The organism is Rhodococcus sp. 27YEA15, assembly GCF_049739425.1.
Taxonomy (GTDB): Bacteria; Actinomycetota; Actinomycetes; order Mycobacteriales; family Mycobacteriaceae; genus Rhodococcus_F.
In genome coordinates this window covers 3691174-3705681 of record NZ_JBMHHW010000001.1, presented here as the reverse complement: position 1 = coordinate 3705681, position 14508 = coordinate 3691174, and the positions used below count along the sequence as shown (strand labels likewise).

Genomic DNA, 14508 nt, shown 5'->3' with positions numbered 1-14508 from the left:
CGACACCTCACTTCTCGTCCGAGTTGCCGAGTGCGACTATCTCGTCGAGGCTTTCCTGCAGCGATGTCATGAACAGTGCAGGCTCGGTGATTGCCGCTGTGTCGATATTGACGCCGATGCAGCACACGCCGACATGCGAGACCAGCGTGGCCATGGCCGCACAACCCGGTGCCGGACCGAACGGGAACATCCGCTCGATCTTCGCCCCCGCGAGGTAGACCGGCACCGGGACACCGGCGACGTTGCTCGCCTGCAGGTCCAGACCCGTCGATTGAGAGAGATACCAGCCGGCCAAGAGGTTGTTCGGAATCCGTGCGAGAACCGGTGCTGCTCGATCGAGTACGTCGAGTGCCGGTTCCTCACGAAGGCCGAGGACGATTTCGCGAACCTGTCTGATGCGCTTGGCCGGATCGAGTTCGGCAACGGGACCGTTGAAGCGCACCGCGGTGAATCGGTTACCGCCGGACGGATCGGAGCCGGATCGCATACTGACCGGCATGCCCATCGGGATGCTCTCCACCGACTGTCCGAACGATTCGTGGTAGCGACGGAACCCTCCGAGCAGTGCGGCGACATACGCGTCGTTCAATGACCCGCCTGCGGCCTTCGCGCCCGCCTTCAGTTCGGGAACACCGACCTCGAGTACTCCGAACCACCGGCCGAGCCCACGCTCGCGCAGTAGCGGCGAGCCCGAACGTTCCGGGGGAGTGACGATGCGCCGCAACGAATTCGCATACCCGAGTACCTCGGAAGCAGTGTTGATCGGGCTGGTGATCGCCGTGGTGGCGATACCGGTGGCGCCGCGTACCAATCGTGAGATGCGTGACGGGGTACGACGGATCTCGCTGACCAGTTCCTCGCCGAACGCACCGACGGACGACAGGTGCTCGGCCGGCGGTGGTGTGCGGTCCGGCTTGTCCGGAGTGGGATCGGGGCGTCGACTGTGCAGCAGCGTCATCATCTGAATGCCGCCCATGCCGTCGGTGATCGAGTGGTGCGTCTTGACGACGAAAACCGCGCGCCCGTCGTCGAGCCCTTCGATCAGTAGCGCATTCCACGGTGGACGGGCCTTGTCGAACGGTTCGGTGGCGAGGTGTCTGCACATCCGCAGTGCGTGGTCGAAGTCCGCGGGAGCGGGTAGGCGGACCCGGCGCAGGTGGTATCCGATGTCGAACTCGGGATCGACGGACCACACGGGATTGCCCAGCTGCATGGCAGGTTCCACGGCGCGCATGCGGATTCGCGGTACGACGTGGGATGCCCACTCGACCGCGCCTTGCAGTCGATCCCAGTCCGGGGCCCGGTCCAAGACCTCTACTGCGACGATCGGCGATCGAAGTTGCGGTTGGGCGTCCTCCATCCGCCACATTCCGGTCTCGAAATCGGACATCGTCCGATCTGCGCCCCACGCGACAGCGGAGAGGTCGACATCGACCGCGCTGGGGGGAACAAACGGATTACTTTCGGCCATGCTTCACAAACTCCCTCGGTCTTGCCGTCCAGGTACGACGCTGCGAGTTCACCCCGGCTTCAGACGGCGTTGGTCTGCCGTCTGCGTCATAGTGTGGACCCGCGACCGCGAGTGCGTCTTGGTTTCGGTGTGACCTGGCGGGTGTGACCTTCGTCGGGTCCGAGTGCGAAGAGCACGCTCGATCACTTCGCCCGGTAGAGGCTAGGCCGGTAGGACACCGACTGCGTTGAGGGCCAGTTGGCGATAGAGGACGCTGACGTCCACCGGTGTCTGCGGACCGTCGCTGCGGTACCAGAGCACTACCGACTGGCACATCCCCAGCAAAGCCCGTGCGGTGCCGGGGATGTCGGTGATCGTGAATTCCTCGTGTTCGACGCCGTCGGCCAGGACGTCGAGAAGGAGATTCTCGAGCTTCTTCCGTTTGGCCGCGTAGCTCTTTCTCTCGTCCTCCTCGAGATAGCGAAGTTCGGAGTCGAGGAAGGCGATTCCGGTGCGGCTGGTCATGTGCAGGACGCAGGCTTCCACGAGATTGCCGAAGCGCTCGGTCGCCGACGGACCGGCGGCGTCGACGGCGGCCTCGGCCCGGGCGGTGACGTTCTCGATGCCCGATTCCATCAGGGTCACGAGGATGCCCTGCTTGTTGCCGTGGTGGTAATACAGCGTGGGGACCGTCACACCGGCACGTTTTGCGATGTCGCGGACCGACGCACCGTGGTAACCGAGTTCGTGGAACACCTCGAGGGCGGCGACGAGCAGTGGTGTCAGCGTCAACGGTTCGACGACCCGCCAGTCCGTCGTACCTGACGACGGCGTCGGCGAAATCGAATTCGATTGCAGGCTCTTCGGTTTCGCTTCCGTCATTGCAGCCCGCCAGCTCCGTCCCCGTGATGTGGGTGATTCAGCAGTCGCTCGGTCGCGGCACTGCAAAGTCTCAGCTTAACTCGAGCCGCCCCGGATCGAGGCGTCGCCGGTCTATTGGATAGTATCGCTATCCAGCTCGAGGCCTCGGACGATCCGAACGGAGTCGTGATGAAGATTTCGGAGTTGGCAGCCCGGTCGGACATCCCCGTGCCGACCGTCAAGTACTACCTCCGCGAGGGACTTCTCATGCCGGGAGAGTCGACCAGTGCAACCGGCGCACAGTACGGCGAGGTCCACGTCCGCCGGCTCGCGCTGGTGCGCGCCCTCGGCGGCGCCGGACTGGCGATACCCCGAATCCGGACGGTGCTCGAGCTGGTCGACGACGAGGTGGAGGAAACGAGTCGGTATTCCGACATCGAACGGTTGGGCCGGGCGATCGGTCAACTACCGCCGTACATCGAACCGGACCGCGAGGGAGAGTACCCCCGTGCCAGACGGATACTCGATCGTCTCGGGCAGGTGTACGAGCCGGAATATGTTGCCGTGGCGCAGCTCGAGCAGGCCCTCGTGGGGCTCGAGCAAGCAGGTCTGACGCTGTCCGACGAACGACTCCATGCCTACGGCACCCATATTCGGGCGATCGCCGAGGTGGAGATCGCTCTTACCCCGACGGATACCCACGAGAGCATCGTCAAGTATGCGGTGCTCGCAACTGCCATGTACGAGCCGGTGCTCAGCGCACTGCGCCGACTGGCTCACCAACATCTGGCCAGGCAGTATTTCGAACACACCGAACAGGAAAAATGATGAGTATCAGTCCCTTTCGTGACCTCAACAACGTCGAGATGCTCGACGTCGACCGCTACCGCGCCACGATCGACCCCATGTGGACCATCGGTCCCAAAGTGCACGGTGGCTCGATGATGGCGGTCTGCGCAGCCGCGGCCAGGGCTCATCTGCGAGAGAGCGCGAACGGCGACGAGTCCGTCCGGTCGATGCAACCGCTCGCTGTCAGTGCCCAATACCTTGCCGCCCCGGACCCGGGCGATGTCGAGCTGTCCGTGGCAGTACGCAAGCGCGGACGTCAGGTCGTCTTCGCCGACGTCGAACTGAGTCAGGGCGGTCGAACGGCTGTGCGTGCCGCCGTCACGCTGGGATTCCCGGACGGCGATGCCCCGTCGTTCGTCACCGAGTCGTCGATCGACGCGATGTCCGTCGAGCCGTCGGCGGAATCGGCGCAGCTCGGTGCCGAACATCCGATGTCCGAGATCGTGCACGTCAGTCGTGGTTGCGACATGGTCATCGACACCACCTCGGCTCCGTTCCTGACCGGTGAGCAAGGTGAACCCGAAGTCCGGATGTGGGTGCGCCCGCGCGCCGCCGACGAAGAAGACGTCGACACCGCCGTGCTGTTCGCGATCATGCTCGGCGACATCAGCGCGCCGGTGACCATGAATGTCGGCCGGTTCGGCTGGGCGCCGACAGTACAGTTGACGACGTATCTACGGCGTGTACCTGCACCCGGCTGGTTGCGGGTGCGGGCGCGTTCGGAGGTGCTCGGCAGTACGTGGTTCGAGGAGGACCACACCGTGCTGGACTCGACCGGTGCCGTGGTGGTGCAGAGCCGACAGTTGGCGATGATGCCCCGCTAGTTCCATTCGGTTCCGTCATGGCAGGCTTGTCCACCATGACGAGAATTGCGATTATCGGCGGTGGAAAGATCGGTGAGGCGCTGATCTCCGGACTGTTGCAGGCCGGCCACGCGCTCAAGGATCTGGTGGTCGCCGAGCAGTACAAGCCGCGCGCAGACGAACTGGTCGCCGAGTACTCGATTCGGATCAGCACCATCGCCGATGCCGCGGAGGGCGCGGACGTCATCGTGGTGGCGGTCAAGCCGGGCGACGTCGAACCCGCGTTGACCGAACTCACGAAAGTCGACCTCGACGGTGACTTGGAACAGCTGATCGTTTCTCTGGCCGCCGGTATACCCACCTCGTTCTACGAGACCCGCCTGCCTGCCGGGTTCCCCGTGGTCCGGGTGATGCCGAACACTCCCATGCTGGTGGGAGAGGGGATCAGCGTTCTGGCGCCCGGACGCCATGTCAAACAATCGCATCTGGATCTCGTGCGCGGCATCTTGTCCAGCGTCGGGAAGGTGGTGACCGTTCCCGAGTCCCAGATCGACGCCGTGACGGCCGTATCAGGTTCCGGACCCGCCTATTTCTTCCTGGTGGCCGAAGCCATGATCGAAGCGGGCGTCGAACTCGGGCTCACCAGGGCGGTATCCACCGAGCTGGTCACGCAGACGTTGGTGGGCTCGGGAGCGATGCTCGACCGCACCGGGGAGAGCGCAGCCGATCTGCGGGCCGCGGTCACCTCACCTGGCGGAACGACGGCTGCGGCCGTTCGGCGCCTCGAGGCGGGCGGCGTGCGGACGGCGTTCTACGAGGCGCTCGACGCAGCGAAGTCGCGTTCGGCCGCCATGGGTGCCGCTGTCGAATAAATCGCCCATTGTGTAACACCCGTCGCATTGACCCCACGAGTGCAGCTAAGCTCAGGTCAGCACGTACGTGTCTGTTCCGCCGGAGGGGAAGCCGGCGGCGCGAGTCGTGCCGGAGGTATGTCTATTCATGGTGTCTGCAAACAAATCGTCCTCGGGTTCGTCCCACGACGGAAAGCCGGCTCTGGCCGGCACACAGTTCCTCACGGTTGCCGAAGTGGCGACGTTGATGAGGGTGTCGAAAATGACTGTGTACCGATTGGTGCACAGTGGCGAATTGCCTGCCGTTCGGGTGGGCCGTTCGTTCCGTGTGCATGCGAAAGCGGTGCACGATTATCTTGAAACCTCGTACTTCGACGCCGGCTGACCTGCCGGGACGAAGCGGATGACGGTGGTGTGAGCTGTACCTCACGCGCAGCGCAGGCTGTGGTGGAGGCTCGGTTTATGCCACGTGAGTCCACACCGGTACGATGAGTCACTGTCGTACCAGCAGGCTGGTGCCGTGAGGCGCTGAGCTAGTTAAAACGAGGGCCAGGCGCCATTGCTTGGTGCAGGCGTACGTGACCGGCGTGCGCAGGAACGCTAGAGAAGAACGTGAGGGACACCCGCTATGGGTTCAGTGATCAAGAAGCGTCGCAAGCGCATGTCGAAGAAGAAGCACCGCAAGTTGCTTCGTCGTACCCGAGTGCAGCGCAGGAAACTCGGTAAATAAGTAGTATCCGTCGATGCCCGCCACCCCGTCCGGGGTGGCGGGCATCGACGTTTCACGTGGACGCTGATTTCGCTGAGATCGAGCATCTCGGTGTCGGTGTGTGCGCATCGCGGTCGATCTCGCCTGATTTCTGCTGACCAGCGCAGGGCTCGAACTGCCCGTAAGGTAGGAGAAACTCTTACCGAGCAGGGCATTGCTGCCGGCTAATTTCTACCGGACCGAGGGGGTGTCAGGTGGTGTCAGACGAGAGAGAGTCGGGTAGCCGGATCGGCGAACCCGGGCGGGACTCCACCCAGGTGCGCGCCAAGCCAGAGACGACGCCGCGAGTGGTGCTCGTGACGGGCGCGAGCAGATTTCTCGGTGGCTATCTCGTCACGCGGCTGACCCAGAATCCGGCGATCGAGCGCGTCATCGCGGTCGACACCGTGAGCCCCAGCAAGGACATGACGCGGCGGATGGGCAGAGCCGAGTTCGTTCGTGCCGACATCCGTAATCCACTCGTCGGCAAAGTACTGCGCAATGCCGACGTCGACACCGTGGTGCACGCGTCGATTCTGCAGAAGGCGCCGAAATCCGGCAGTCGGGCCGCCATGAAAGACATGAACGTCATCGGAGCGATGCAACTGTTCGCGTTGTGCCAGAAAGCCCCGGCCGTCCGGAAGGTGATCCTTCGGTCGGCATCGGTGGTGTACGGCTGCAGCGCCAGGGATCCGGCGAAGTTCACCGAGGAGATGAGCGCCCGCCGAGACCCGCCGGGCGGATTCGCCCGCGACAGTCTCGAGATCGAAGGGTATCTGCGAGGCATGGGTCGGCGGCGACCGGACATCTCGGTAGGGATCTTGAGGTTGGCTCCGTTGATCGGCACCCAACTGACGGCGACGGTCGGGCACTACGTGACGGCTCCGTTCGTTCCCACCATCGTAGGACGTAACGCCCGGTTGCAGTTGCTGCACGTCGAGGATGCGTTGGCGGCGCTCGAACGTGCCACTCTCGGCGACGTGACCGGTACGTACAACATCGCCGCAGACGGCGTCGTGATGATGTCGCAGGCGATCAGAAGAGCAGGGAGAGTTGAGGTTCCGATGCCATTGGCCCTCTTTCGGAACGTGGGTAGATCACTCGTGGGTTCGTCGATGCGGCTCTACACCGACGAACTACTCGAGTACTTCCGATTCGGGTGCGGCCTCGACACCACCCGAATGCGTACCGAAATGGGTTTCGAGCCGCGCTGGACAACCCTGCAGGCGCTCGACGATTTCGTGCGGGCCACCCAGACTCGTCGAATAGTGGAATCGGAGTGGATCGACCGTGCGGAGAACGTACTCACGTCGATACTCGGTGGTACCGCGACTACCGGTGGTGCCGACGTCATGACGCTCGCGCGGCCCGGCCGTAACGCGGTGCAGAGGTGAGCGGCGTGGCGAAGGTGATTCCGTTGCGGCCGAGCACGGCGCGGCCGCCGAAAGTCCGTCATAGTCCTCCCGGTGATGCGGTGACGACCAGTGCCGATCGGGAGGACAGCGAGCGTCGTCACCCGTCGGCCGCCGGGCGCGCGCCGACGCAACCACGGGACGGTAGTTCCGTGGACGGAGTGAGATCGGTGATCGTCGACCACATCGCTTCCACCGCAGAGTTTTTCCGCCGCCGGGTGGGTGGTGACTACACGGTGGACGAGTTCGGTTTCGATCCGCATTTCGCCGACAACGTCGTCATGCCGATCCTGCGGCCTCTGTTCAATTCGTGGTTCCGCGTCGAAGTCGGCGGTATCGAGAACATTCCGTTGACCGGCGGCGCACTGGTGGTCGCCAACCATGCGGGCGTCATCCCGATCGACGGTCTGATGGCGTCGGTTGCCGTCCGCGACCATCATCCGGCTCACCGCCCGCTACGAATGTTGGCCGCGGACATGGTGTTCGAGCTTCCCGTGGTAGGGGGACTGGCACGCAAGGCCGGGCACACACTGGCCTGCAACCCCGACGCCGAACGACTACTGGCGAGCGGTGAGGTGGCGGCAGTGTTCCCCGAGGGGTTCAAAGGGGTGGGGAAACCCTTCAGCGAACGCTACAAGTTGCAGCGATTCGGGCGCGGCGGATTCGTTTCTGCCGCAATGCGTACCGGCGTACCGATCATTCCGTGCTCGATCGTCGGCTCCGAGGAGATCTACCCGAAGATCGGTGACCTGACCACTCTGGCTCGAATGATGGGGTTGCCGTATTTCCCGATCACGCCGCTGTTTCCGCATTTCGGCCCGCTGGGACTGGTGCCGTTGCCGTCCAAGTGGCATATCGAGTTCGGGACACCGATCGTCACCGACACCTACGAGGGCACTGCCGCCGAGGACCCGATGGTGTTGTTCGAGGTGACCGACCACGTCCGCGAAACCATTCAACAGACGCTCTACCGGTTGTTGGCGAGACGGCGCAACGTGTTTCTCGGCTGAGTTCGTCTCGAGGTAGAACAGGTGGGCCGAGACAGTTCCCTCTTCCGTCTCGGCCCCACTTCACACGGAGTGGTCTTTGCGGCGTGCGACGACGGCGGCGAGAGCGCCGCCGACTGCTCCGAGAACCAGCGCGGTGGGAACACCGATCTTGGCGGCCTTGCGTCCGGTCCGGAAGTCCCGGATTTCCCACCCGCGATTCTTCGCCAGCTCACGAAGGTCGGCATCGGGGTTGATCGCCACCGCAGTACCCACCAGGGACAACATCGGGACGTCGTTGTGGCTGTCCGAGTACGCCGAACAGCGTTTGAGGTTGAGACCTTCCCGCACCGCCAGGGTTCGCACCGCATGCGCCTTGCCCATGCCGTGCAAGATGTCTCCGACAAGCCTGCCGGTGAACAGTCCGTCCTTGCTCTCGGCCACCGTGCCCAAGGCGCCGGTCAATCCGAGACGATCGGCGATGACCTGGGCCAATTCCACCGGAGTGGCGGTCACCAGCCACACCTGCTGCCCGGCGTCGAGGTGCATTTGCGCGAGCGCTCTGGTTCCGGCCCAGATCTTGTCGGCGATCACCTCGTCGTAGATCTCACCGCCGAGGCGGGCCAGCTCCGCGGTGGATCGGCCGGCGACGAACGCCAAAGCCTTCTCACGACCCTCGGCGACATCGCCGCTGCTTTCGCGGCCGGTAACCCTGAACTTGACCTGCTTCCAGGCGAAATCGACCAAGTCGGAGGTCTTGAGATATTTGCGAGCGGCCAGTCCGCGGGCGAAGTGAATGATGGAGGCGCCCTGGACCATGGTGTTGTCGACGTCGAAGAATGCCGCCGCGGTCAGGTCGCGGGGGACGGTCGGCACGACGACGTCCGCGCCGGACTGTTCGGTCGGGGTGCTCGCCTCGTGGCGGGCCAGGGCGGCATCGGCACTGGCCTCACCTGCCAGGCTGGCCCGTACTTCCGATTCACGAGGCCCGAGCGGATTTCGAACCTGACGACGGCCGGGAAGGATGATCCCGGGCAGCCCTGATCCGAATCCGGAGCCGTTCGGTACTGATCGCGCAGGCACTCGATACCTCCCGTGTCGCACTGATGAGCGGAAAACTCTTCGCGTCAGCCTATCCTTCGCCGTGACGGGCGACCTGGTCGACAGGGGTGAGCGCTCACCCGGTGTGACGTTCCTCTCCGGTGAATTGGCGTTGGGTAGGTGCTCGCAGGCACACTCGGACGGGCGGATTGCGCTCCACGGTAGTGGGCCGGGACGTCCGATCGCACAGTGCAGAGAGAGGGCAGGTCGATGGCGACCACACGAGAAGTGACCTTGTTGACCAGAGCGGGCTGTGCGTCGTGTGTTGTCGCAGCAGACGTACTCCGGCGAGTCTGTTCCGAGTTCTCGCTGGAAGTGACCTGCATCGACGTCGACGAGCATGCGTCGGTCGATCCCGAGCTGCGAGCCGAGTACGGCGACCGACTGCCGGTGATTCTTCTGGACGGACGCGAACACGGCTACTGGGAAGTAGACGAAGAACGCCTTCGCGACGATTTACGCAAGTAAGGCAACCCTCAAACACATGGACTCGGCCGCTTTGCAGGTTAAGGGCACATCTGACCCGTTTCGAGCAACTTTGTGCATGGGTTCACAAGCGGTTACCGTGGTGTGAACATTTCCCCCGGAGCATCGTGGAGGCCGACAGGTGTGTCGACCGGACGAGGAGCCAGCGACGTGACCGAACCGCACCAGACGCATGAGCCAGTGGCTCCGCGCGTCACCGGCGTTGCGGCCGACTCCGTCACCGACTCGCCGGCGACCCTGGTAGCGGCAGATCCGGCGACCACTCAAGATCGCGTCATCCCCCAGGCTACGGTGACCCGGCTGGCCGCGTATCTGCGGGTCCTCGGAGTGATGTCCGATCGGGGTACCTCCATCGTCTCGAGTGAGGAACTCGCCCAGGCTTCCGGTGTCGGATCGGCCAAACTCCGCAAGGACCTTTCCTTCCTCGGACCGAACGGGGTGCGGGGAGTCGGATACGACGTCACCAAACTGCGGATCCGGATCGAGCGAGCGCTCGGGCTCGACCGTGGGCACAAGGTCGTTCTCGTCGGCGTCGGAAATCTCGGCAAGGCTCTCGTCGGATACGGCGGATTCAGCCGCCGTGGATTCGAGATGGTCGGACTCTTCGATCGAGACCCCCGCCGTATCGGCACCTCCGTCGGAGATCTCACCGTGCGCAGCGCCGCCGAGCTCGAATTCGCGTGCCGCGAACTGCACGCGACCATCGGGATCATCTCCACCCCTGACGAGGCGGCCCAGGACGTCTGCGACCAGTTCGTGCGGGCAGGCCTGCGGTGCATCATGAGCTTCTCGCCCATCGCGCTCGACGTGCCGGACGAGGTGGAACTACGTCGCGTCGACCTTGCCGTCGAGATGCAGGTTCTCTCGTTCAACAGTGCTCGCAACGCGGACCAGGCCTCCAGCGCACCCCGAGTGCGTGTCGCGCACGCCACCGGCACGTCGGTGGCCACCACAAGTTCACCAGCTCCGGTCGGAGCCGGTTCGACAAGAAACGGATCAGTGATCGCGCCGTGAGTATTCTGCTTGTCGGGGTCTCGCATCGAACCGCACCCGTGCCGGTACTCGAGCGAGTGGCTGTTACAGACACCGATCGTCCCAAGCTGACCGACAAATTGCTGGCGTCCTCGCACATATCCGAAGCGATGATCGTCTCCACCTGCAACCGCATCGAAATCTATGCGGTGGTCGATGCCTTCCACGGCGCGCTCACCGAGGTCGGTGAGATCCTCGCGGACCACTCGGGCCTCGATCTGACCGCACTGCACGCGCACGCCTACGTGCGCTACAGCGAAGCCGCTGTCGAGCATCTGTTCGCGGTCGCCAGTGGCCTCGACTCCATGGTGATCGGGGAGCAGCAGATCCTCGGCCAGATCCGATCCGCCTACGCCGCCGCCGACACCCAGCAGGCAGCAGGCCGCGTCGTGCACGAGCTCGCGCAGCAGGCACTGCGGGTGGGTAAGCGTGTGCACTCCGAAACCGGCATCGATTCCGCCGGTGCCTCCGTCGTCTCCGTCGCCCTCGAGCGTGCCGCCGGGATCATCGGGGACGGTGGTCTGGCCGGACGCACCGCCGTCGTCGTCGGCGCCGGATCCATGGGCGGACTGTCCGTCGCCCACCTCACCCGCGCAGGCATCGCCCGCATCATCGTGGTGAACCGCACCCGGGAGCGCGCGGACCATCTCGCCGAAACGGCCCGGAGCAACGGTATCGACGCCGAAGGTGTCGACTTCGAACAATTGTCGGTGGCAATGGCCCAGGCCGACGTCATGGTCACCTGTACCGGCGCGGTCGGGGCAGTCGTCACTCTCGCCGACACCCACCGCGCACTGGCCGACCCCGACCGCGACAACTCCAGGCACCTGGTCATCTGCGACCTGGGCCTGCCGCGTGACATCGATGCCGCCGTCGCCGGACTCCCCGGCGTCACCGTGCTCGACATGGAGACCCTTCAACGTGATCCGGCTGCGGGCGCTGCCGCATCCGATGCCGACGCCGCCCGTGGCATCGTCGCCGGAGAATTGGCGACCTACCTCGCCGGCCAACGCCTCGCCGAAGTCACCCCCACCGTCACCGCCCTGCGCCAGCGGGCAGCCGACGTCGTCGAAGCCGAACTGAACCGGCTCGACTCACGTCTACCCGGGCTCGACGACCCGCAGCGTGACGAAGTGGCACGAACCGTACGACGCGTCGTGGACAAACTTCTGCACGCCCCCACCGTCCGCGTCAAACAACTGGCCTCGGCGCCCGGCGGCGACTCGTACGCGGCGGCACTTCGTGAACTCTTCGAACTCAGCCCCGGAGCGCCGGCCGCCGTCGCAACACCCACCGACTTCGTGGACGGCGATCACGCCGGAAGGGATCACCAGGCATGAGCGCCACACCACTGCGGATCGGCACCCGCGGAAGTCTCCTGGCAACTACCCAGGCAGGCACAGTTCGAGACGCTCTCATTGCGGCCGGACACCCCGCGGAGTTGGTGATCATCAAGACCAAGGGTGATCAGTCGATGGATCCGGTACAGAAGATCGGCGTCGGAGTTTTTACCGCCGAACTTCGAGAGGCGTTGGTGGACAATCGAGTCGACGTTGCCGTCCACTCGTTCAAGGACCTGCCCACGGCTCAGGACACGCGGCTGGTCATCGCTGCGATACCGCCACGCGAAGATCCACGCGACGCACTGGTTGCCCGCGACGGACTGGTCCTCGGTGAGCTTCCCGCCGGTTCGAAGGTGGGAACCTCTGCGCCACGGCGTGTTTCGCAGCTGAAGGCGCTCGGCCTCGGGCTCGAGATCGTTCCGTTGCGAGGCAACCTCCAGCGTCGTCTCGCCACAGTCGAATCCGGCGAACTCGACGCCGTCATCCTCGCGCGCGCCGGACTCTCCCGGATCGGTCTGCTGGATCTGATCACCGAGAGCCTCGAGCCGGTTCAGATGTTGCCGGCGCCGGCCCAAGGCGCGTTGGCTGTCGAATGCCGTTCCGACAAGCCGGAATTGATCGCGATCCTCGCCGAGCTCGACGACGCCGCGACACGCGCTTCCGTCACAGCCGAGCGGGCCCTGCTTGCCGAGTTGGAGGCCGGGTGCACCGCACCGGTCGGAGCACTCGCCGAGGTCGTGGAGTCGATCGACGAAGACGGCAGAATTTTCGACGAACTGTCGATCCGCGGCTGCGCAGCCGCGGAAGACGGTTCGGACGTCATCCGTACCGGCGCCGTCGGAGCGCCGGACAAGGCCGACGAGCTCGGCCGAGCGGTAGCGCGCGAGTTACTCGAACTCGGCGCCCGAGAGTTGATGAATGCCACCACAGCCGAGGCAGCCGATGTTTGACGCCCCACTTCGCACTTGCACCACATTCCCATTTCGATACAGCGCACTGGAGAATCACCGATGACCCGAGTCCGAAAGAACACTCCCGGACGGATCCTGTTCGTGGGATCGGGACCGGGCGACCCCGCCCTGCTCACTGTCCGCGCACGCGACGTCCTCACCGGCGCAACCATGGCATTCACCGACCCTGACGTGGACAAGGGTGTCGTCGCCCTGGTGGGAATCGACCTCGGCCGCGACGAGACCACCGGCGAACTGATCGCCGACGTCCGCCCGGCACTCGGTGAGCCCGCCGAGGTGGCAAAGGCATTGGTACACGAGGCCAAGAACGGCCACGACGTGGTTCGCCTCGTCTCCGGTGACCCGCTGACCACCGATTCCGTGATCGCCGAGGTCACCGCGGTGGCCCGCACCCAGGTCCAGTTCGAGGTTCTGCCCGGCCTGCCGTCCGGCTCCGCCGTGCCGAGCTACGCCGGCATGGCACTGGGCTCCGGCCACACCGAAGCCGACGTCCGTGGTGAGGTCGACTGGGCCGCACTGGCCGCAGCACCCGGACCGCTGGTCCTGCACGCCACCTCCGGACACCTCGCCGAAACCGCCAGCGCCCTGGTGGAGAACGGCCTCGCGCCGCAGACACCGGCCGCCATCACCGTTCGCGGTACCACACGTCAGCAGCGCACCGTCGAGGCCACGTTGGCCACACTCAACGAGGCAGGCTCGGAACTGGTCGGTTCACTGATCGTCACCGTCGGCAAGGTAGTCGCCCAACGCAACAAGATGTCCTGGTGGGAATCGCGCGCACTGTACGGCTGGACCGTCCTCGTGCCGCGCACCAAGGATCAGGCAGGCGAGATGAGTGACCGCCTGGTCACCCACGGAGCCATCCCGATCGAGGTGCCCACCATCGCCGTGGAGCCGCCGCGCAGCCCCGCTCAGATGGAGCGTTCGGTCAAGGGTCTCGTCGACGGCCGGTACCAGTGGGTCGTGTTCACCTCCACCAATGCCGTTCGCGCCGTGTGGGAGAAGTTCGAGGAGTTCGGTCTCGATGCCCGGGCGTTCTCCGGTGTGAAGATCGCCTGCATCGGCGAAGCGACGGCCGCCAAGGTCCGTTCCTTCGGTATCAACCCCGAATTGGTGCCCAAGGGTGAGCAGTCCAGTCAGGGCCTGCTCGCCGAATTTGCGCCCTACGACGACGTTTTCGACCCGGTAAACCGAGTTCTGTTGCCGCGCGCGGACATTGCCACCGAGACTTTGGCCGAAGGGTTGCGTGAACGCGGCTGGGAGATCGACGACGTCACCGCCTACCGGACCGTCCGGGCAGCGCCGCCGCCGGCCGAGACCCGCGAGATGATCAAGACCGGCGGATTCGACGCCGTCTGCTTCACCTCGTCGTCGACGGTCCGTAACCTGGTCGGTATCGCCGGGAAGCCGCACGCCCGCACATTGGTTGCGTGCATCGGACCCAAGACCGCCGAGACGGCCATCGAATTCGGTCTCCGCGTGGACGTGCGCCCGGAAACCTCGCAGGTGGGACCACTGGTGGAGGCGCTCGCCGAGCACGCAGCTCGCCTGCGGGCCGAGGGTGCGTTGCCGCCCCCGCGTAAGAAGTCCAGAAGGCGCTAGCGTGCCCTGTGTG

Annotated in this window: 15 protein-coding genes; 12 read left to right on the top strand and 3 right to left on the bottom strand. The window is 64.9% G+C overall.

The genetic code is table 11. The features are described from left to right. Positions 1-7: 7 nt before the first annotated feature. Both ABH922_RS17240 and ABH922_RS17235 read right to left on the bottom strand, forming a co-directional pair. Complete coding sequence (locus tag ABH922_RS17240) at positions 8-1471, bottom strand: wax ester/triacylglycerol synthase domain-containing protein (protein ID WP_424808063.1); 1464 nt, start codon at positions 1469-1471, stop codon at positions 8-10. 201 nt (positions 1472-1672) lie between these two features. Next, positions 1673-2332, bottom strand: coding sequence for a TetR/AcrR family transcriptional regulator (locus ABH922_RS17235; RefSeq protein ID WP_424808062.1), 660 nt, complete (start codon positions 2330-2332; stop codon positions 1673-1675). A gap of 168 nt (positions 2333-2500) precedes the next feature. Between ABH922_RS17235 and ABH922_RS17230 the strand changes: the two genes are divergently transcribed. From ABH922_RS17230 to ABH922_RS17200, 7 genes are all read left to right on the top strand, one after another. Then, positions 2501-3139: a MerR family transcriptional regulator gene (locus ABH922_RS17230; RefSeq protein ID WP_424808061.1), complete on the top strand. Its 639-nt coding sequence runs from the start codon at positions 2501-2503 to the stop codon at positions 3137-3139. Continuing rightward, positions 3139-3984, top strand: coding sequence for a thioesterase family protein (locus ABH922_RS17225; RefSeq protein ID WP_424808060.1), 846 nt, complete (start codon positions 3139-3141; stop codon positions 3982-3984). Before ABH922_RS17230 ends, ABH922_RS17225 begins: the two co-directional genes overlap by 1 nt. A gap of 35 nt (positions 3985-4019) precedes the next feature. Next, complete coding sequence (gene proC / locus ABH922_RS17220; RefSeq protein WP_424808059.1) at positions 4020-4835, top strand: pyrroline-5-carboxylate reductase; 816 nt, start codon at positions 4020-4022, stop codon at positions 4833-4835. Positions 4836-4962: 127 nt separating this feature from the next. Further along, positions 4963-5199 carry a helix-turn-helix domain-containing protein gene (locus ABH922_RS17215; protein ID WP_424808058.1) on the top strand — a complete coding sequence of 79 codons (237 nt, stop codon included), beginning with the start codon at positions 4963-4965 and terminating at the stop codon, positions 5197-5199. A gap of 243 nt (positions 5200-5442) precedes the next feature. Next, positions 5443-5544 carry a 30S ribosomal protein bS22 gene (locus ABH922_RS17210; protein WP_003402602.1) on the top strand — a complete coding sequence of 34 codons (102 nt, stop codon included), beginning with the start codon at positions 5443-5445 and terminating at the stop codon, positions 5542-5544. A 296-nt stretch (positions 5545-5840) separates the two neighbouring features. Further along, positions 5841-6956, top strand: a complete 1116-nt coding sequence (locus ABH922_RS17205) for an NAD-dependent epimerase/dehydratase family protein (protein ID WP_424809706.1) — start codon at positions 5841-5843, stop codon at positions 6954-6956. Next, positions 6953-7984: a lysophospholipid acyltransferase family protein gene (locus ABH922_RS17200; protein ID WP_424808057.1), complete on the top strand. Its 1032-nt coding sequence runs from the start codon at positions 6953-6955 to the stop codon at positions 7982-7984. The genes ABH922_RS17205 and ABH922_RS17200 overlap by 4 nt, the downstream gene beginning before the upstream one ends. A 60-nt stretch (positions 7985-8044) precedes the next feature. Here ABH922_RS17200 and ABH922_RS17195 read toward each other — a convergent pair whose 3' ends face one another. After that, positions 8045-9043 (bottom strand): HAD family hydrolase, encoded by a 999-nt coding sequence (locus ABH922_RS17195; RefSeq protein ID WP_424808056.1) that lies wholly within the window; start codon positions 9041-9043, stop codon positions 8045-8047. Between the two features lie 228 nt (positions 9044-9271). Here ABH922_RS17195 and ABH922_RS17190 point away from each other — a divergent pair, with 228 nt between their 5' ends. From ABH922_RS17190 to ABH922_RS17170, 5 genes are all read left to right on the top strand, one after another. After that, the gene (locus tag ABH922_RS17190; RefSeq protein WP_424808055.1) at positions 9272-9529 is read left to right on the top strand and encodes a glutaredoxin family protein; all 258 of its coding nucleotides are present in this window, start codon (positions 9272-9274) and stop codon (positions 9527-9529) included. Between the two features lie 141 nt (positions 9530-9670). Then, positions 9671-10561, top strand: a complete 891-nt coding sequence (locus tag ABH922_RS17185; protein WP_424808054.1) for a redox-sensing transcriptional repressor Rex — start codon at positions 9671-9673, stop codon at positions 10559-10561. Continuing rightward, positions 10558-11919, top strand: coding sequence for a glutamyl-tRNA reductase (locus tag ABH922_RS17180; RefSeq protein WP_424808053.1), 1362 nt, complete (start codon positions 10558-10560; stop codon positions 11917-11919). Before ABH922_RS17185 ends, ABH922_RS17180 begins: the two co-directional genes overlap by 4 nt. After that, on the top strand, positions 11916-12872 hold the full coding sequence (gene hemC / locus ABH922_RS17175; RefSeq protein WP_424808052.1) for a hydroxymethylbilane synthase: 957 nt from the start codon (positions 11916-11918) through the stop codon (positions 12870-12872). The genes ABH922_RS17180 and hemC overlap by 4 nt, the downstream gene beginning before the upstream one ends. A gap of 60 nt (positions 12873-12932) precedes the next feature. Beyond that, on the top strand, positions 12933-14495 hold the full coding sequence (locus ABH922_RS17170; RefSeq protein ID WP_424808051.1) for a uroporphyrinogen-III synthase: 1563 nt from the start codon (positions 12933-12935) through the stop codon (positions 14493-14495). Positions 14496-14508 lie beyond the last annotated feature (13 nt).